General features: G+C 56.2%; 17 protein-coding genes. 12 read left to right on the plus strand and 5 right to left on the minus strand.

Annotated features, from left to right (window positions below; all coding sequences use genetic code 11):
* Positions 1–54: 54 nt before the first annotated feature.
* From MCP_RS11455 to MCP_RS11490, 8 genes are all read left to right on the plus strand, one after another.
* Complete coding sequence (locus MCP_RS11455; RefSeq protein ID WP_012901009.1) at positions 55–318, plus strand: DUF504 domain-containing protein; 264 nt, start codon at positions 55–57, stop codon at positions 316–318.
* Between the two features lie 175 nt (positions 319–493).
* A complete protein-coding gene (locus tag MCP_RS11460) occupies positions 494–967 on the plus strand; it encodes a hypothetical protein (RefSeq protein WP_231845075.1) in 474 nt (157 codons plus the stop codon).
* 84 nt (positions 968–1,051) lie between these two features.
* Complete coding sequence (locus MCP_RS11465; protein ID WP_128567193.1) at positions 1,052–1,591, plus strand: YbhB/YbcL family Raf kinase inhibitor-like protein; 540 nt, start codon at positions 1,052–1,054, stop codon at positions 1,589–1,591.
* A 4-nt stretch (positions 1,592–1,595) separates the two neighbouring features.
* The gene (locus MCP_RS11470; protein WP_012901012.1) at positions 1,596–2,552 is read left to right on the plus strand and encodes an NADP-dependent phosphogluconate dehydrogenase; all 957 of its coding nucleotides are present in this window, start codon (positions 1,596–1,598) and stop codon (positions 2,550–2,552) included.
* A gap of 42 nt (positions 2,553–2,594) precedes the next feature.
* Positions 2,595–3,344 (plus strand): 4-phosphopantoate--beta-alanine ligase, encoded by a 750-nt coding sequence (locus MCP_RS11475; protein ID WP_012901013.1) that lies wholly within the window; start codon positions 2,595–2,597, stop codon positions 3,342–3,344.
* Between the two features lie 102 nt (positions 3,345–3,446).
* On the plus strand, positions 3,447–3,752 hold the full coding sequence (locus tag MCP_RS11480; RefSeq protein WP_012901014.1) for a DUF883 family protein: 306 nt from the start codon (positions 3,447–3,449) through the stop codon (positions 3,750–3,752).
* A gap of 4 nt (positions 3,753–3,756) precedes the next feature.
* Entirely contained in the window at positions 3,757–4,125 is a 369-nt protein-coding gene (locus MCP_RS11485) for a hypothetical protein (RefSeq protein WP_012901015.1), read from the plus strand.
* Positions 4,125–4,553 (plus strand): hypothetical protein, encoded by a 429-nt coding sequence (locus tag MCP_RS11490; RefSeq protein ID WP_012901016.1) that lies wholly within the window; start codon positions 4,125–4,127, stop codon positions 4,551–4,553. Before MCP_RS11485 ends, MCP_RS11490 begins: the two co-directional genes overlap by 1 nt.
* Here MCP_RS11490 and larC read toward each other — a convergent pair.
* From larC to MCP_RS11505, 3 genes are all read right to left on the minus strand, one after another.
* Complete coding sequence (gene larC / locus MCP_RS11495) at positions 4,550–5,287, minus strand: nickel pincer cofactor biosynthesis protein LarC (protein ID WP_012901017.1); 738 nt, start codon at positions 5,285–5,287, stop codon at positions 4,550–4,552. The two genes, MCP_RS11490 and larC, sit on opposite strands and share 4 nt — an antisense overlap.
* A gap of 1 nt (position 5,288) precedes the next feature.
* Positions 5,289–6,107: an ATP-dependent sacrificial sulfur transferase LarE gene (larE, locus tag MCP_RS11500; protein WP_012901018.1), complete on the minus strand. Its 819-nt coding sequence runs from the start codon at positions 6,105–6,107 to the stop codon at positions 5,289–5,291.
* Positions 6,108–6,614: 507 nt separating this feature from the next.
* Entirely contained in the window at positions 6,615–7,829 is a 1,215-nt protein-coding gene (locus MCP_RS11505) for a RecB family exonuclease (protein ID WP_012901019.1), read from the minus strand.
* A 140-nt stretch (positions 7,830–7,969) separates the two neighbouring features.
* On the opposite strand from MCP_RS11505, the gene MCP_RS11510 reads away from it, so the two are divergent.
* From MCP_RS11510 to MCP_RS11525, 4 genes are all read left to right on the plus strand, one after another.
* Positions 7,970–10,639 carry an ATP-dependent helicase gene (locus tag MCP_RS11510; RefSeq protein WP_012901020.1) on the plus strand — a complete coding sequence of 890 codons (2,670 nt, stop codon included), beginning with the start codon at positions 7,970–7,972 and terminating at the stop codon, positions 10,637–10,639.
* Positions 10,636–11,361 carry a metallophosphoesterase gene (locus MCP_RS11515; protein ID WP_012901021.1) on the plus strand — a complete coding sequence of 242 codons (726 nt, stop codon included), beginning with the start codon at positions 10,636–10,638 and terminating at the stop codon, positions 11,359–11,361. The genes MCP_RS11510 and MCP_RS11515 overlap by 4 nt, the downstream gene beginning before the upstream one ends.
* Positions 11,362–11,535: 174 nt before the next feature.
* On the plus strand, positions 11,536–12,015 hold the full coding sequence (locus MCP_RS11520; protein ID WP_128860051.1) for a thioredoxin family protein: 480 nt from the start codon (positions 11,536–11,538) through the stop codon (positions 12,013–12,015).
* A 356-nt stretch (positions 12,016–12,371) separates the two neighbouring features.
* Positions 12,372–13,055, plus strand: a complete 684-nt coding sequence (locus tag MCP_RS11525) for a cytochrome c biogenesis CcdA family protein (RefSeq protein WP_012901023.1) — start codon at positions 12,372–12,374, stop codon at positions 13,053–13,055.
* Between the two features lie 605 nt (positions 13,056–13,660).
* Here MCP_RS11525 and MCP_RS11530 read toward each other — a convergent pair.
* A complete protein-coding gene (locus tag MCP_RS11530) occupies positions 13,661–14,329 on the minus strand; it encodes a hypothetical protein (RefSeq protein WP_128860052.1) in 669 nt (222 codons plus the stop codon).
* A 64-nt stretch (positions 14,330–14,393) separates the two neighbouring features.
* Positions 14,394–17,387, minus strand: coding sequence for a DEAD/DEAH box helicase (locus MCP_RS11535; protein WP_012901025.1), 2,994 nt, complete (start codon positions 17,385–17,387; stop codon positions 14,394–14,396).
* Positions 17,388–17,474: the final 87 nt, after the last annotated feature.

Consider the following 17,474-nt stretch of genomic DNA (forward strand, 5'->3'; position numbering starts at 1 on the left):
AAAAACTCTTTTTCTTTCTAACAATTATTTTTATTACCAGGTCTTCTTACAATTATGGTAACCCCGCGGGACGTGCTTAACCGCCTGAAGTGGAAGGAGGGCGAGAGCATCGGCGAAGCGACCGTTTTTTATGTGCACCGGGGAGCCCCGGGGGACTCGAAGGCCATATCCGGGGCGGATATCGTAGACCTGGGGGGCTTCTGCTTCGAGCTTAACACCGGAACATGCATACCCTACCACAGAGTCTACAAGATAACCTACCGGGGAAGGACCGTCTTCGAGAGATACAAAAAGAGGGCGGACGAAAGGGGCATATAACTACCAGTAATTGCCTGACAGTTTAGAAAACAAGCCTACTGCGCTATTGTTTATGGTTAACCACCCTTTTCGCTCGAACATTGACTAATATATTTATCATTAATTGATTTAGTAACTCATGTGATTGAGGGGGTGTTGTATTATAAAGCTTAGTAAGGTATATTTCCTGATCTTTGTGGCATTGACCCTGCCCGTTCTTGCATATTCTACGACCGCCGCGTTCTCGTTCAGCGTACCGTCGCTGACCGTGACGGCCGGCCCGGGCCTGGGGTCCGGGCCGACCGTGTTCAACACGTACGTGCACGACCTGACCACGATCGGCTCGGGCGCCGCAGCCTCGGCGGCCGCTAACGCATACGCGGCGCCGTCATACGGCGCGTCCTATGGCACCGGGTGGGTGCCGCCGCTGGGTCCGGCCTGTCCTGCACTGCCGGGCGGTTTCGACATTGGCGCCTTCATGCCGTCAGCCTTCGGCGCGTATCCTGCGTCCGCCGATCAGGCCGCATACCAGGAATGCGGCAGCCAGGCGCTGGAGGACAACACGTTCGCCACCAGCTTCTATACGGCCGGCACAGGCCCGTTTGGCGGCCTGTGTAACGCGTACATAGCCGGTAACGCGCCCCAGGAGTTCTCGCTGCAGTTCTACTAAAACAGCCCGGGGGCGTTTGCTCCCGCCTTTTTAATTGCAAATATTTCTCTTTTTATCCGGCTTTTTTTCAGTGAAGGTATGGCGATGGATCGAAAGTTACTGGAAGCGGCCGCGGCGTTCCTTGTCCTTGTGATGCTCGTGCGGCCCGGGACAGCGCAGGCGGCGAAGCTGGACGTCCGGAGCCCTGTTTTTGCTAATGGCGACAGGATACCGGCGAAATATACCTGTGACGGGGAGGACGTATCGCCTCCCATGGACTGGAGCAAAGGCCCGACCGCCACGGAGTCGTATGCGGTGATCATGGACGACCCTGATGCTCCCGGCGGCACGTTCACCCACTGGGTGGCATATAACATTCCGTACAATGTGGCCAGGTTCGAAGAATATGTCACGGCCCTGGAGAGGCTCGACGACGGCACGCTGCAGGGTAAGAACCACTTCGGAAGGATCGGCTATGGCGGCCCGTGCCCGCCGCCCGGGAAACCGCATCATTACCGGTTTAACGTCTACGCCCTCGATACCATGCTCGGCCTTGGGCCCGGCGCCACGAAGGAGGACCTGTTAAAAGCCATGAGCGGCCACGTCCTGGCGCAGGGGGAGCTTATAGGCATTTACGGGAGATGACCGCTTGACGTCAAACGAACACACGAAGCTAAGCCTGGGCATCGTTGGCCTAGGGAAGATGGGCAGCCACCTCGCCATGCAGGCGGCCGAAAAGGGCATGCACGTCGTCGCCCACTCGAAGCACCGCCATCCGGACATGGAGTCGAAGGGCGTCCTCACGGAGGCAGATTACGTGGCTTTAGCCGCCGCCCTGAAGAAGCCAAGGGTCATTTACCTGTCGGTCCCCGCGGGCCAAACGGTGGATGAAGTGCTCGACAGCCTTGTCCCGTGTCTGGCAAAAGGCGATGTGGTGATGGACGGAGGTAACTCCTTCTACCTGGATTCCGTCGAGAGGGAAAAGGCGGTGGCGAAGGACGGCATCTATTTTCTGGACTGCGGGACCAGCGGGGGCGTTGAAGGCGCCCGTAACGGCGCCTGCTTCATGGTGGGCGGTAAAAAGGAGGGATTCCTCATCGCCGAGCCCGTGCTCAAGGCGCTGGCCGTGGAAGGGGGCCTGTTATACACGGGCCCTCCGGGCTCGGGCCACTACGTAAAGCTCGTCCACAACGGTATCGAGTTCGTCATGAACCATGGCATCGGCGACGGCGTCGAGCTGCTGCTGCATGGCGACTATGATCTGGACGTGGAGGCGATCTTTGAGAACTGGTCGCATGGCTCGGTGATAAGGGGATGGCTGGTGGAGCTGATGGCTAGAGGCCTGAGAGAGAAGCGCTTCAGCGATATCCCGACGTATACTGAGGACACGGGCGAGGTGAACTGGCTCGTGGAGCTGGCCGCTGATAAGGAGATCTCCATACCGTTCATCGCACTCGCGGTCATGGAGCTGTTCGAGTCCCGGGGGTCGGGGCTGGACCGGGCCAGGGCTGTCGCCCTGCTCAGGCACGAGTACGGCGGACATCCCTTCGGCAAGGACGAGCACATTGCTGAAGAGAGAAAGACTAGCCGGCTCACAAAGTTGTAAAATTCGAAAAAATTAAGTACATGCCCAATTTATGTTCGTACCATGACCGACATTCCCGAGGATCATCCCCGTTACAAGTCGCTATTGACGAGGGAGCTACTGGTTAAGGGCGTGAAGGACGGCATCACGAGCATGCAGGGCCTGATCGCGCAGGGCCGTGGCGAGGCTTTCGATTATTTGCTTGGCGAGCGTACTACGGGCTCTGCCGCAGAGGCGGAGAGGGTAGCAGTGGCTATGATGCTGCTGGCCAACAGGCCTGTTATTTCGGTCAACGGCAATGCTGCCGCACTCGTGTCCGAGGAGCTCTGCGAGCTCTCAAAAGCGCTCGACGCTCCGCTCGAGGTGAACCTGTTCCACCGCACCGAGGAAAGGGTCGGGAAGATCATCAATTTATTAAGATCGAAGGGAGCCTCCACGGTATACGGCGATAATCCCGACAAGCTCATACCGGGACTATCCCACGACAGGGCAAAAGCGGCCTCGAAAGGCATTTACGCAGCGGACGTCGTTCTCGTCCCGCTGGAGGACGGCGACAGGTGCGAGGCGCTTGTCAAGATGGGAAAGAGAGTCATTGTCATAGACTTAAATCCGCTGTCCAGGTCAGCCCGGACGGCCACAGTGGCCATCGTCGACAACATCGTGCGGGCCGTGCCCAACATGACGGCCATGGCCAGGGAGATGAAAAACCAGTCTCCCGCAGCCCTCGAAGATATCGTAAAAGGGTTCGGCAACGAAAAGGCGCTGGCACAGGCGCTTGACGAAATGATGGATAACGTTAAAAACGCTAAATGAGCAAGTCTATCGTTCAAAATAAATTTTTTAGCCAGCATTTGCCGCATATGCGATTACGAAACATTATTATATTGTAAAATGAATTGTTTTTGGTGATTTATTTTGGAACAGCAAGTGGAACGTGCCGTTGACACGACATTCGGGAGCGCTGAAAAGGTAAAGGTCCAGACCGCCGACGCGCTGGAGGAAGCGGCGCGGAAGCTCAGAGAGATGAGCATGACTGCGAAGGGCGAAGACATCAAGGCCGTCCTTAACGAGACCGGCGTGAAGATCGATAAGCTAAAGGCCGAGATGGGCCAGAAAGTCGAGCCGGTGCATGACTTCGTCGTAGAGCACCCCTTCATGTCCATCGCAATAGCGGCCGGCGCAGGCCTGCTCATCGGCGCGCTGCTGGTCAGGCGCGACTAGAGGTGTGACGTTGCCGGACGACGCCGCGGCGGGACAGGAAAGGCCCTCGATGGAGGCCGAGTTCTCGAGCCTGATGCAGAACATCGACCTCTACCTGAGGCAGAAGACCGACCTGTATATTCAACACTATCTACTCGACCCCCTTGACTTTGTCCTGAGGCAGGTCATCTATATCTCCGTGGTCGCTTCGCTTCTCGTCGCGGGCACGCTCGCTATTACCATCGGCGTCATCCTCTTTGTCTCGACCCTCATACCCCTCTGGACGGCGCTGCTGATCTGCGGCGTAGCGTCTTTACTGCTGGCCATGGGGCTCGCGTATTTCATGTTCGCCCGCAAGCTGGTGCTTAAGACGCCTAAGACGGAGGCAGCCTGATGCTGCCAATACCTAAAAAAGCCGTTACCGAAGAGGACGTGAAGGCCACCGAGGCCCGGCTGGCCGCGTCCTTTAACGGCTTGAAAACGTCGATCACGAATATCCCGTCCGATATGGCCCGGCCTATCACGGATACCGTACGGGAGCACCCGTACCTGACTGTCGCGGCTGCCGCTGCCGGCGGGTTCGTCCTGTATAGCCTGCTTAACGTGCTTATCCCGAGGACGAAGGTCGTCGAGCGTGAGGTCACGGTGCAGCCCCATGTAGAGGTCAAGGAGCAGCGTGCGCCTTCACTCGCCTCGAAGCTGCTCTCTGAGGCCATTCCGTTCCTGACCCCGTATATTACGGGATATGTGCAGAACGAGCTGTCCCGTATAATCTCCAAGAAGAGCGAGCCTTCGGAAGACGTTGTGAATGTAAAAGCCTAGGCGTGGCCTTTATGGGCCTTCTGTATTTTTTCCCCGAGGACGGCCCGTAGCAGGTTGGGCGCCTCGAGGTCTTTTGTGCCGGCGCCATAGCCGGTTTTTTCCGATTTCATGTGGGGCATAGGGCCGTATCCCGCACATAGCTCGGCGAGGATGGCGGCGCCTGTCGGCGTGACGAGCTCAGCCTGGATGCCCGTGGAATAGATGGATGCCCCTTTTAGTAATTCGAGTGTGGCAGGGGCGGGGACCGGCAGGAGGCCGTGAGAGGTTTTTACGAATCCGCTCCCTACGTTTACCGGGGATGAATACAGGGTTTCTGCTCCCGACGCTTTGTAACAAATAGCCGCGCCCACGACGTCCGCTATCGTGTCGAGGGCTCCAACTTCGTGGAAGTGGACCTTTTCGATATCGATGCCGTGTACGGTTGCCTCCGCTTCCCCGAGACGCCTGAATATCCTGCCCGCGGTCTGCTTGATGTCGCTCTCGAGGGCGCTGCCGTCGATGATATCCAGGATCTCGGAGAGGTGCCTTTCGTGGGCCGTATCGGGGATGACCACGTCCACTTTAGTGCCCGCTATACCGTGCTTGCGTACTTTGTTGATATTGAGCTGTATGTCGAGGCCCAGCCCGTAGAGTCCCGAGGCGAGCGTATCTATAGGGATTCCCATGTCGACCATGGCCCCGAGGAACATGTCGCCGCTGATGCCCGAAAAGCAGTCTAAGTAGATGATCTTCATTTTAGCGCCCTTTCAGTATTTCGTTCATGCTGCCGCTTCGGAAACCTTGCAGGTCGAGGGCTACATAAGTGAACCCGGCGTTTTTTACTTTCTCGACGATCTCTGCCCTATATTTTATAGCGTCTGAAAGCTCCTTTTCCGGTACTTCGATACGTGCGAGATCTCCATGGTACCTTACCCTGAGCTGTGTAAAGCCGAAGCAGTGCAGCGCCTGCTCCGCATCCCTGACCATATGTATCTTATCCTTCGTAATGGCTTCGCCATACGGTATGCGCGTGGCGATGCAGGCCTGGGAGGGGCGGCCCCATGTGGGCAGGCCCATCTCCCTCGATAGTTCCCTTATTTCTGATTTGTATAATTGTGCTTCCCGAAGCGGGCTGCGGATGCCTAGCTCCTTCATCGCCCTCTCGCCGGGTCGGTAATCGGCCTCGTCGTCCCGGTTGGAGCCGTCTGCGATGTATGCCAGACTCAGCTTTTCTTTTTCTTCTATGAGTTTCGAGAAGCGGCCCTTTTTGCAGACGTAGCAGCGCTCGGGCGTGTTGGCGATGAACTCGGCGTTCTCCATCTCGGAGGACGTTACGATGACGTGCCTTACGCCGAGGTCTTTCGCGATGGATTCTGCCAGGTCGAAGTCCTCGGGGGATAGTATCTCGGAGACGGCCGTGGCTGCCGCCACTTTTTGGGTGCCGAGCGTATCCACTGCACACTTGAGGAGGAAGGATGAGTCTACGCCGCCCGAGAAGGCGACGAGCACGCTGCCCATCTCTGTCAGTATGCGCCTGAGGTCCCACAATTTGCGTTCCAGAGCCGGCTCCATCATAACACCCTTCATGTATGCTTTATTATATCTAAGAATTTCCGGCGCCTTCTATTGATGCTCATGTTTATTGACTCATGCTTCTTAGTTTGACAGAAATGCCATTCTCATAATTTAAAACTTGATGCTTTTCCCGTTATGCCGTCTGTGAGTGTCCTTAACCACAGGGGCACCGAGCGCACGGGAGTTCACAGAGTTTTTATTTAATAATTTGAGGCACAGAGGCCACAGAGCCCGGTTTATTGACTATCCTGGGGCACAGAGATGATAGAGGCTCGGTTGACCAATAAACAATTAACCGGTTTATCCTCACCAGTACATTTTTAGACTCTGTGCCCCAGGATAGTTATAAACCCGTCTCCGTGGCGCTCTGAGTCTCCATTATTAAGAAAACTCTGTGAAACTCTTTGCCCTCCGTGCCCCTGTGGTTGGACCACTCCGGGACGACATAGGATTAAGCGAGAAATTGCATCGACACGAATTTTTGGAGGCCAATTAAACAAATATGTTCTATTCGTCGTCGCCTTTAAGGTATGATAGCGTTATACGGCACGACTCCTCAGTCGTTATGAACTTCCGCAGGTTGCTGATCAAAGCAGGGTCGAGAGTATCATTTTTCAGGGCCCGGGCAAGCGCGAACGTATCCAGCGTGCTCAGATTATCCCAGGCGCCGGCGCTTTTCAGCAGCAGCTCCAGCGCCTCCCGTTCATCATCACCCTTCCCGGGGAACTTCGCCTTCGTCTCTATTTTAACCTTCAGCTTGCGGTCGCTTCCCCGGATAACCTCGACTCCCTCGCGCTTCGCATAGTCAATGATGGCTTCCCGCAAAAGCTCCAGCCGGGCGTCCATGCGCTCGTTGTACTCCTTTTTCTCCTCGTAGAGCTTCGCGTAGTAGTTGACCAGCTTCACGCCGTCGTCGTCAAGGAACTCGTTCGCCGGCAGGTTCCCGACGGCGGCCTCGTGCTTGCACGTCGGGCAGAGCGACCGGTACTCGCACCAGTTACACAAACCGCTCTCGCTGGCCGGGAAATCGTACTCCTTCTCGGCCGCCTCTATTTGCTGGATCACGCCAACGACGCTGGCCTTCAGCCTTTCCAGGCACTCCGGGGACCGGCATGACCGCATTTCCCTATCATAAACAAGATAATGCCAGACAAGGTCCACCTTCTCCGCATCCTTCCACATGTTGCGGACACCGATCTGGTATAGAGCAAGCTGACGGTCGCCATCGAAATATTGCTGTTCCGGGAGGCTCCTCGACGTCTTATAGTCGTGGATCTCGTAGCGCCCGTCGCCCGTAAGGTCAAGCCGGTCGATGTAGCCCATTAGCCTGTAACCATCGATGTTGATGTAGACCGGGGCTTCCAGCTTGAGCGTCCTGCCCTGATCGAAGGGTGCATAGCGCCGGTAATAATCGGCGACGCATCGCCGGCCGGTCTCGTGATAATTCTCAACCGTCAGGTCCTTGCGCACGATCTGCACATCGTCGCTCCAGTTCTTGCCCCAGACGCCATCGTAAAAGTCCAGCAGCTCGTCCATCGTATCCTCCTTCGAAAGCATGCGGTCGGAGTAAAGCTTCTCCAGCGTCTCGTGCACCCGCTTTCCCATGAACGCCTCGATGGACTCGGGCATCCGCTCCAGCTTCACGCGGTCGACGTAGGCGAACCTGTACTTTAATGGACAGTTCTCGTAGGCCGACAGGCGGGAGTGCGAATACGTGGGCATAGTGAGTAATGGATTACTCTATAATGACAAATGCCTATCGATTGCGCGCTGTGAAATTATGTATTACATTCAGTACGCACAGAGAAAGCTTTTAAACGTTCATCCGAATTAGTCAGCCGATTAGAAACGGGTATTTTTGAATGACAGCGAAAAGGAAAAATAAGACCTCTTACGCTCCTCCATCCTCCATCAGCTACGCCACTCTGAGGCACACGGATGAGGAGATACTCAATCTTTTTAGGCCATCCGTCCGTAAGTGGTGGAAGGACAAGTTCGGCGGCCTCAAGGACGTCAATGGCGGCTACTTCACGCCTCCGCAGCGCCTGGCCATACCGCTCATCCACGAGGGCAGGAACGTCCTCATCTGCAGCCCGACGGGCTCCGGGAAGACATTATCGGCCTTTACGGCCATCATCAACGAGCTGTTCTTATTAGCTAACACTGAGGAGGGGCTGGAGAATAGCGTTTATTGCATTTACATCTCCCCGCTGAAGTCGCTGGCGAACGACATCCATAAAAACTTAGAGGAGCCGCTCACCGCCATCAGCAAGGAGTATGGCGAGGAGATCCTCATACGCCATGCCATCCGGCATGGCGACACGGCCACCGATGAGCGGGCTTCGATGCTCCGGAAGACGCCGCACATCCTTAATACGACGCCAGAGACGTTAGCGATCCTTTTAAATTCGCCGAAGTTCGCCGAAAAGCTACGGACTGTGCGCTGGGTCATCGTGGACGAGATCCACTCCATGGCCGACACCAAGCGGGGCGTCTTCCTGTCCCTGGGCCTGGAAAGGCTCGAGGAGATCGTGAAGGCCCCGTTCATCCGCATCGGCTGTAGCGCCACCGTGGAGCCGCTCGACATGATCGCCCGGTTCCTGGGCGGCAACGTGGACGGCGTCGACCGCGAGGTCAGCATCGTCGATACGCGCTTCGTCCGCGATTACGAATTAAAACTCCTATGCCCGGTCCCGGACCTCATCAATGCCTCTTCTCAAGTGGTCAACCGAGAGCTCTACGAGATGATCCACGGCCTGGTGCAGGAACATCAAAATACGCTGGTCTTCACCAACACGAGAAGCGGGGCCGAGCGCATATTATACCACTTACGCAAGGCCTATCCCGAGTTCTATAACGAAGAAAATACTGGCTGTCACCACGGCTCCCTGGGCAAGGATGGCCGCCTCGACATCGAAGAAAAGCTAAAAACGGGCAAGGTAAAGGTCGTCACATCCTCGACTTCGTTAGAATTAGGCATCGACATGCCTTACCTGGACATGGTCATCCAGGTGGGCTCGCCGAAGTCGGTGTCGGCACTGTTGCAGCGCATAGGCCGCGCGGGCCACAGGCTGGGCCAGACCGTCAAAGGCAGGGTCATAGCGCTGGACAGGGACGAGCTCATCGAGTGCGCCGTGATGCTGAAGAAGGCGCAGGACGGTTTCATCGACGGCGTCCACGTCCCCGAGAACTGCCTGGACGTTCTGACGCAGCACATCTTCGGCATGGCCATCAACGAGCCCATGGACATCGAAAGGGTCAAAAAGATCATCCGGCGCTGCTACTGTTATCGTAATTTGACCGACCCGGACTTCATGAGCGTTATAGATTATCTTGCCGGCGCCCTCCCGGGCATGGAGGAGAAGAACATCTACGGCAAGATATGGTATGACCCGGAAACGAACAAGATCGGCCGCCGGGGCAAGCTTGCGCGGATGATCTATTACACGAACATCGGTGTTATTCCCGATGAGTTTAAGTGTGACGTGATCACGAGGTCCGACCACGGATGGGTTGGAAGCCTCGACGAGCAGTACCTGGAAAAGCTCCAGAAGGGCGACGTGTTCGTCCTCGGGGGCAAGTTTTACGAATTCCTGTATCGCCGGGGCAGCAAGGTCTACGTCGACCCGTCGAGCAGCCGGCCCACAGTGCCTTCCTGGTTTTCTGAGAGGCTGCCACTGTCCTTCGACCTGGCGCTCCACCTCCTGGACTTCAAGGAGAACATGGCGAAGCGCACGGGGGACCGCAGCACTTACAAGTGGCTGCTAGAAAATTATCCCATCGACGAGAACTCTGCGGCGAGCATCTACCAGATCTTCGACGAGCAGGTGCGCTACTCGAGAGCCGAGTCGATATCCACAAGGCACAGGTTCGTCATCGAGGAACACCTGGACAAGGAGCACTACCGGCGCTATTACTATTTCCACTCGCTCTACGGCAGGCCCTTCAACGACGGCCTGAGCCGCATCATGGCGTACATAGTATCCAGGGAGAGGACGAGCAACGTGACGCTCTCGGTGAGCGACCACGGGTTCTTCCTCTCGGTGCCGCTCTCGAAGAAGCTGGACATCGTGGAATACCTGACGTCGCTGGACGAGAGCCTGGCAAAGGAGCTGCTCCGGTATTCGCTGGAGGAAAGCCAGCTTCTCAAGCGCATGTTCCGCATCAACGCCACCCGCTCCCTCATGATACTGAGGAACTACAAGGGACACCAGAAGAGCGCGAGACGCCAGCAGGTATCGGCCGACATGATGCTATCCTATGCTCACAAGCTCGAGAACTTTTCAGTGCTCGAAGAGTCGTACCGGGAAATAATCGAGGACAAGCTCGAGATCGACCACATCCAGGATATCGTCCGTGGAATAAAGAGCGGCGAGATCGAGGTCGACCTCATCGGCGTAGAGTCGCCGAGCCCGCTCGCCTTCGGCATCGCCTCGCTGTCGGCGTCGGACGTGGTACTGGCCGAGGATAAGAACTCGCTCCTCAAAGAGTTCCACAAGCGAGTCCTGGCGAAGATAGGGAAAGCAAAATGAAAGTCGACTATTACCGGAACGCTGCCTATTTCCCCGATATCGGCACCTGCGCCTGTGCCGACATCCACATCGGCATCGAGGACGCCATCCAGGCGGAGGGCTTCGCGATGCCGCTGGAGGAAGAGCGTGAGCTTCTGGAGCGCTTCAGAGGCGTCATCAAAAAGTTCGAGCCAAAGACGCTCGTGCTGGACGGCGACGTGCTCCACGAGTTCGGCCGACTCCGGCGCAACACGAAGAAGTCCTTCGACCGCATCACCCTGGAACTTTTCTCATCGGTGGACGAAGTCGTCGTCCTCACGGGCTCCCACGACAAGATGGTGGATACGGCCCTCGAAGGCACGGACATCGCCCCGGCCGACTTCTATTTCAAGGACGGCATTCTCTTCACGCATGGCGATTGCGTGCCGAAAAAGGCTAAAGAAAACGACGTAAAGCTCATCGTCATCGGCCACGACCACCCGACCCTGGACATCGAGCTAAAAAAAGAGCCCTGCTTCCTGTACGGCGAAAAAGTCTGGAACGGCAAAGACATCCTCGTCCTGCCGGCGTTTAATCCGTTATGCGCAGGGACCACCATCAACGGCATGGACTCCTGGGACTTCATGTCACCTTTTATACGAGAAAGCGATATAGGCCGGTTCAAGCCCGTCATCACGGCGGACGACGAAGTGCTGGAGTTCCCGGAGCTCAGGGAATTCCGGGATATTCTCAATACATGGTAGAAGCAATTACACGGCTACTTCAGACGCCTAAACGACATACAAAGCCTAAAAAAGCACTAAAATTCAAAATAAGCACCAAATATAGGCAAACTAACAAAAAGTAGACGTTAAATCGACCAACAACCTCAGTTTCTGGCACAAAGACATTTTAAACCGACAGTAAAAATGCGCGTGATGACAGCGAACAGGATATACATAACGGCCATCGCGGCCCTCATAGCATGTGCGGCGGTGCTGGGCGGCACTCATTGCTTTGCGCAGCAAATGCAGCAGCCCGTGACCCAGGCTAAAGTGTCCATGAGCGACATCGACGCGGCGCTGGCGAAAGGGCCCGTATTCGTCGAGTTCGAGACGGAAGCGTGCCACTACTGCAAGGAGCAGAGGCCGATCTCACAGGCCCTGGCGAGCGATTATTCAGGTAAGATCACCTTCTTCTTCGTGGACGCCATGGAGAACCGCGACCTGGCGAAGTCGTTCCAGGTGACGGGCGTTCCCCAGATGAGCGTGATCGCCTCGAAGTCGGACGGCAAGTACACCTACATTGGCAGGAACGGCGCGGCATCGGACAGCGTCTCTGCGTCGAGGTTCGTCGGGCTAACCCAGAAGGAAGACCTGAAGCCGGCGCTGGATGCGGCCCTGCAGAAACGCACGTGAATATCCAGTTTCCCGATACCGGCGAGAGCGGCCTTAGCGTGCTATCCGCCGTTCAGCCGCTTCTAGCAAGGTATGCTTACTCGCCGGATAGCCTGCTTTATTTTTGTCCTTTGACTTATTTTACGGCCATTAACAAAGGCAATTATTAATACCTGCAACGAGAGAGCTAAGTTTTGCAATATCTCATAACTGCCGGCGCTGAAAATACGGTAATAAATTGAGAAAATATTAGGGTAAAAAATCTAAACTTTTTACCTATAACGTGAAATTATATATACAAGTTTACAGAAAGGATATAAACCAAAAACGGCAGAGTGATTGGTGACCTGATAAACAGAGTATAGCGAGGATGGAATTTGGAGATCGTAACCTTTGCCGGGGCATTGCTTGCCGGAGTCGTAAGCATTGCGTCGCCCTGCGTGCTGCCTTTATTGCCGGGCGTCATGGCCTATTCGACCGAGAAGAGCAAGCTCACGCCACTGGCCATCGTCTTAGGGCTCGCCGCGTCATTTACCCTGATGGGCGTCATCTCCTCCGTTTTCGGGGCTTTCCTGATCGACTATATGGACTACATCAAGATCGCTTCGGGCATCCTTATCATTTTCATGGGATTGTATATCCTTTCCCCGACTGTCGAGGAAATTTTGTTACGTATCTGGCAGCGCCTTCCGCTCTCGCGGGTCGCGAGGCCTAATATGGATAGCGAAGGCCTTTTAGGGGGCTTACTGCTCGGGGCGAGCCTGGGCATCGTGTGGATACCCTGTGTCGGCCCCATGCTGGCGTCCATCCTGACCATCGTCGCCCAGCACGGTACCGTGATGTATGGCGCTTCCCTGTTGCTGACGTACTCGCTGGGCCTGGCCATACCCATGCTCATCGTCGCGTACTCGTCCAACCTGGTGTCCGATAAGCTCCGGGATATCTCGAAGTATTCGATGCCACTACGTAAGGTCGCCGGCGTCGTGCTGCTGCTGGTCGGGTTCTATTACCTGTCGTTCATGGGTTATCTGCCCTCGCTGCCGCTGCCCAGCATCTTTTAGACATTAAATATCGCTTTCTAGCCTGCAATTGTATTATTTTCTCTTTATTTACTAGTACAGCCGTTTGATTTTTTACCACAATGGCCAGTAGTTACGTGTTAGTATCATTAGCGCTTGCTATTGTTTGAGGCACTAAGCGTACAGAGGCACTATTCTCACCACAATGGCACTGAGTTCACAAAGGCTCACTAAGACTTTTTTTTAGATGGAGGGACAGAGGTCACAAAGACCGGTTCATTGTCTTTAGGGCACAAAGGAAACAATGGCACAACGGAATGAACAAGAGAATTTTTTGCCATCGTGTCATTGTCCCCTTTGTGCCCTATTAACCCAAAAAGCCATCTCTGTGGACTTTGTGACTCACATTTAAAAAAGACTTTGTGAAACTCCGTGCGCTTAGTGCCATTGTGGTGAAAATAGTGCCTCTGTATGCTCAGTGCCTTAAAAAAATAGGCTTTACACAATGAGGCAATAATTATGCAAACATGTACAGAGTAAGCTCGGAACTACTGTACTTTGTAGTGAGAGCTATACGGAACCAAGCATCTGTTAGATAAAGTAAATATGTTAACGACTATAAAAATTGAGAAGAAAAAATTAAAGTACTAATTTTCCTTGCGCCGGGAGACCATCCACGCCGCAACACACCCGGCGGCCAGCAGCGACAACACCTGCGGGATCACATAAGGCGTCGGCTGAGGGGTCGCGGTCGGAGGCAGCATAGTTCCCGTAGCGAGCGGCGTGGGCACAGGAGTACCAGCCGGCGTAACTACAGGCGAAGCCACAGGCGTCGACACGGGAGTCGCCACCGCGGTAGGCGTGGAAGTGACCGTTATTGGCGGCACACCACCGCCCGACGGGGAGCCGCCGGAAGCGTCGACGCCGAATGCCGCGGAGTAGCCATCGCCGTAAACGGGATGATATGCGTAGATCTTATACGGCGTGGGCCCGTTGGGGCCGACGTCTGAAGCGTTAGTGGCATTATAGGTCGCGTTCACGCCCAGGAACTGGTAGTAGCCATAGGCGTCGGACGTGGTGTTGAAGTACTCCTCGCTGACGTTCGAGGCGTTAACGATGGCGACATAAGCGTTGCCCATGCCGGTGGCGTTTATCGCGGTCGTCACACGGCCCGTGACGGCGCCCGTCTTACCGTCCACTGCGGGCGGGCACTTCAGGCCAGTATAGGCTGGCTTAGCCGCCATAGCAGAGAAACCTGCCGCTAATATCAGGAGCACCATACACGAAACGATCATCGCTTTAATAATTCTATTCATATGCATACGACCTGCCCCTTCGGGGCTAGTGTCCCCAAGGGACACCATAATCATGCTTTTATTCTTACTCTTTAATAAACGCTTTCCCGGATAGTACGCCCAGTATGAGGTCGCCGTATTTTTCAGCCTTGGCCTCGCCGATGCCGTAAACGCCCCGCAGCTCCCCCTTTGTCTTAGGCTTCTTCGCGATCAGGTCGTAGATGGTCTTGTCCTGGAAGATCGTGTACGGGGGCACCTTCATTTCCACGGCCTTCGCCCTCCGGGCGTCCCTCAGCGCCTTCTCCAGCGCACGGTCCTCTTCGGAAAAAACAGGTTCGCTGACCTGAGGAGCGGCCCTGGCGGGCGCTGTCGCCATATCCGTAGTGCCAGCGTCGAACGGTGCCTGGAACATCCCGACGCTCGTGAACGATACGGAAAGCCTTTCGCCGTTGTTCTCGGCGCTGATCCTCATGCCGCTGCCCTCGTTGACCTGGATGATGTGCGCCCTGCCCATATAATTCCTCGGGTAGACGCCTTTATCGGCGTGCACTACGACCGAGGAGTCGGGCTTGATCAATACGACGACGCTGCCGTGGTAGGAGTCGCTGGTCCTTCCCGCGTACTCCACTCCGGCCTCGCCCGCGATGACATAATATTTTCCCGGTGTCAATTCGAATACCTCCTTTCGGACGTTTTTTGCCGTTTTTTCCGGTTCGGCCTTTACAGCAGGCCGTTCCAGCTTTATGGTCGTTTTCCATTCATCCGCAGGCAGCATCGTATCCACGTAATCTACCGTGATCTGGACTGGCATGTCATCGGTTATTTGGACTTCGAAGGGCAGGCTCCTCGAGCTGTCCCGGCCTAAGTATAAGCGCTCGCTCCTTACGCTCTGCCCGCCGGCCCTTATCGATATGGCCAGCTTACCATCCGCCCCTATATTGCGGACCGTGATGGAAGCGTTGACGGAGCCCGATGGGGCGCTGCCCGGGATACCGGACAGGTCCGCCTCGGCTTTGGGCACCTTACGGGCGGCCTCCACGATACTAATGGCAACGGGGGCGCGGATACCAAGCCGGATCAGGTCTTCGGGCTTCTTATCGGCGGCATCACGGAGAGAGCGTATGCCGCCATTAACGAGCAGCTCAAGGCTCCTCTCGCCCACGCCCTCGATGGACGCGAGCTCGACGGCCTCTTCTGGAATGCCCTTGTCGATCTGGAGCGAGACCATCTTCACTTTTCTGGAGAGCGTCTCGCCCGAGAACTCCTCGCAGAAGCGGGAGAACGCGCTCAAAAGGCGGGAGGCGTTCTGCTTGATGGCCCAGGCGTCCGACTTTAGCTCGTCGGGCAGAGTACGGCCGATGAGGCCGGCCAGGATGGCCCTGACCTTTGCCATTCCGCCGGGGCCCGCCTCGATGCCCAGCGCCTTTAGTGAGGACGCCTCGCCGGGCCTCGTGGCCACGTCGCTGAACTCGGTGGCCCTCGCGACGATATCAAGCACATCTTCCGTGCTTAGCGTGCCCTTCATGGCCTGCTCCCTGAATAATAAGGCCGTCTCCAGCTTCAGGTAGAAGTCCGAGGTGATCGTTCCCAGGGGAGTGGGCGTGAGCACGCCCGAGCCCTCCCGGACGAAGCCGTTACGCAGAAGGTATTTGACCTTCGTGCCGGCGAGGGCTTCCACGTTCAGGCGGCCCTCCGACCGGACGTAATAGAAGGTTGTCTTTATCCAGTCGGCCGCGTCGGCGGCGCTCTTCACCATGCCCACGGCGATCTCGGCGTTCAGGTGCTCGGCCAGGCTGTGCTCCATCATGGACTCGATAGCTTTGCCGTTCTTCAGGAGCGCACGGTATTCCGCGGCCCGGTCGTTTGGAACGATAACGTAGCCTTTGCCGAGCGTATCGTAGCCCGGCCGCCCGGCCCTGCCAAGCATCTGGAGCAGGTCGATGGGGCTGATGTCCTTATTTCCCTGGATGGGGTCGTACATCTCGATGTCCCTTATGACCACTACCCTCGCCGGAAGGTTCACTCCCCAGGCCAGCGTGGAGGTCGAGACCAGGATACGTATTAGGCCTTCCCTAAATGCCGCCTCTACGAGGGCCTTGTCTTCCGCAGAAAGGCCCGCGTGGTGGAAGGCGATCGCGCAGGGCAGGCACGACTTAAGCTTCGAGCTAGAGGCCTTATTCCTTAGCTCCTGAAGCTTTATTGCCTCGAAGGGCTGAAGCATGTACGGATAGTTCTTACGTACGATCTCGCACAGCTTCTCGGCCGCCTGCTGCGTGTCCTGGCGCGTCGAGACGAAGATCAGCGCCTGGTGGCCGTCGCCCAGCTCGCCCCTGATGAGGTCGAAGGCCTTGTAGAGCCGGACGTACTTGTTCAGGAAGTCGTTCGATTTCGGGTAGTAGGGGAGGACGTCCGTCTCGAGGTCGACGGGCCGGTAGGAGACGTCGAACTCGAGGACGTTCTCGGGAGGCGCTCCGATCCACCGTGCCACGTCCTTGATGTTGGGCATGGTGGCGCTCAATGCGACGGTCCTCAGCATTTTGTTATATTGGGCGCTGATACGCCGCATGCGGCTGATCACGGCCTCCAGGGTGCCTCCCCTGCTGTCCGAATCCAGTAAGTGCACTTCGTCCACGATCACGAGCGCCACGTCCCGTACGAAGGAGTAGCGTTCCTGAAGGTATTTTCTCGTGGCGGAGTCCCACTTCTCGGGGGTCGTGATGATCACGTCGGCCGACCTGGCCTCGGACGGGTAGAGCTCCCGCTCGCCCGTGACCACGTAGACCTTGAACCCGAGCGTGGACAGCACTCGCTTCCACTCCGATTCCTTCTCGTTCGTCAAAGCCCTGAGCGGGGCGATGAAGAGGATCTTGCCCCTCTCCGCCTTGCCCAGCTCCCGGACCATGGCCGCCTCGGCCAGGACGGTCTTGCCGCTGGCCGTGGGGGCGGAGACGACGACGTTCCCGTCGGACCCAAGGATCACGGGCACTGCCTTCGACTGCATGCGGTTAAAGCTATTATAGGGGAAAATTTCCCTGAACCGTTCGTCAATGGTGCCCTCGACTGGGAGCTTTTCATTCATTTACAGGCCTCATGTCATACCAGTTTTATATGCTGCCGGTAGATAAAGCATCGTAGATACGTAGTAGTATATATTTGCTTAGTTACT

Origin of the sequence: Methanocella paludicola SANAE, from assembly GCF_000011005.1 — an archaeon.
In the GTDB taxonomy this organism is placed as follows: Archaea; Halobacteriota; Methanocellia; order Methanocellales; family Methanocellaceae; genus Methanocella; species Methanocella paludicola.

Coding starts and splice junctions, on each gene's coding strand:
- larE (WP_012901018.1), bottom strand. CDS start 6,107: ATGATGGAGCCGGCTCTGGAACGCAAATTGTGGGACCTCAGGCGCATA.
- MCP_RS11510 (WP_012901020.1), top strand. CDS start 7,970: ATGACAGCGAAAAGGAAAAATAAGACCTCTTACGCTCCTCCATCCTCC.
- MCP_RS11505 (WP_012901019.1), bottom strand. CDS start 7,829: ATGCCCACGTATTCGCACTCCCGCCTGTCGGCCTACGAGAACTGTCCA.
- larC (WP_012901017.1), bottom strand. CDS start 5,287: ATGAAGATCATCTACTTAGACTGCTTTTCGGGCATCAGCGGCGACATG.
- MCP_RS11490 (WP_012901016.1), top strand. CDS start 4,125: ATGCTGCCAATACCTAAAAAAGCCGTTACCGAAGAGGACGTGAAGGCC.
- MCP_RS11475 (WP_012901013.1), top strand. CDS start 2,595: ATGACCGACATTCCCGAGGATCATCCCCGTTACAAGTCGCTATTGACG.
- MCP_RS11520 (WP_128860051.1), top strand. CDS start 11,536: ATGACAGCGAACAGGATATACATAACGGCCATCGCGGCCCTCATAGCA.
- MCP_RS11535 (WP_012901025.1), bottom strand. CDS start 17,387: ATGAATGAAAAGCTCCCAGTCGAGGGCACCATTGACGAACGGTTCAGG.
- MCP_RS11465 (WP_128567193.1), top strand. CDS start 1,052: ATGGATCGAAAGTTACTGGAAGCGGCCGCGGCGTTCCTTGTCCTTGTG.
- MCP_RS11455 (WP_012901009.1), top strand. CDS start 55: ATGGTAACCCCGCGGGACGTGCTTAACCGCCTGAAGTGGAAGGAGGGC.
- MCP_RS11530 (WP_128860052.1), bottom strand. CDS start 14,329: ATGAATAGAATTATTAAAGCGATGATCGTTTCGTGTATGGTGCTCCTG.
- MCP_RS11515 (WP_012901021.1), top strand. CDS start 10,636: ATGAAAGTCGACTATTACCGGAACGCTGCCTATTTCCCCGATATCGGC.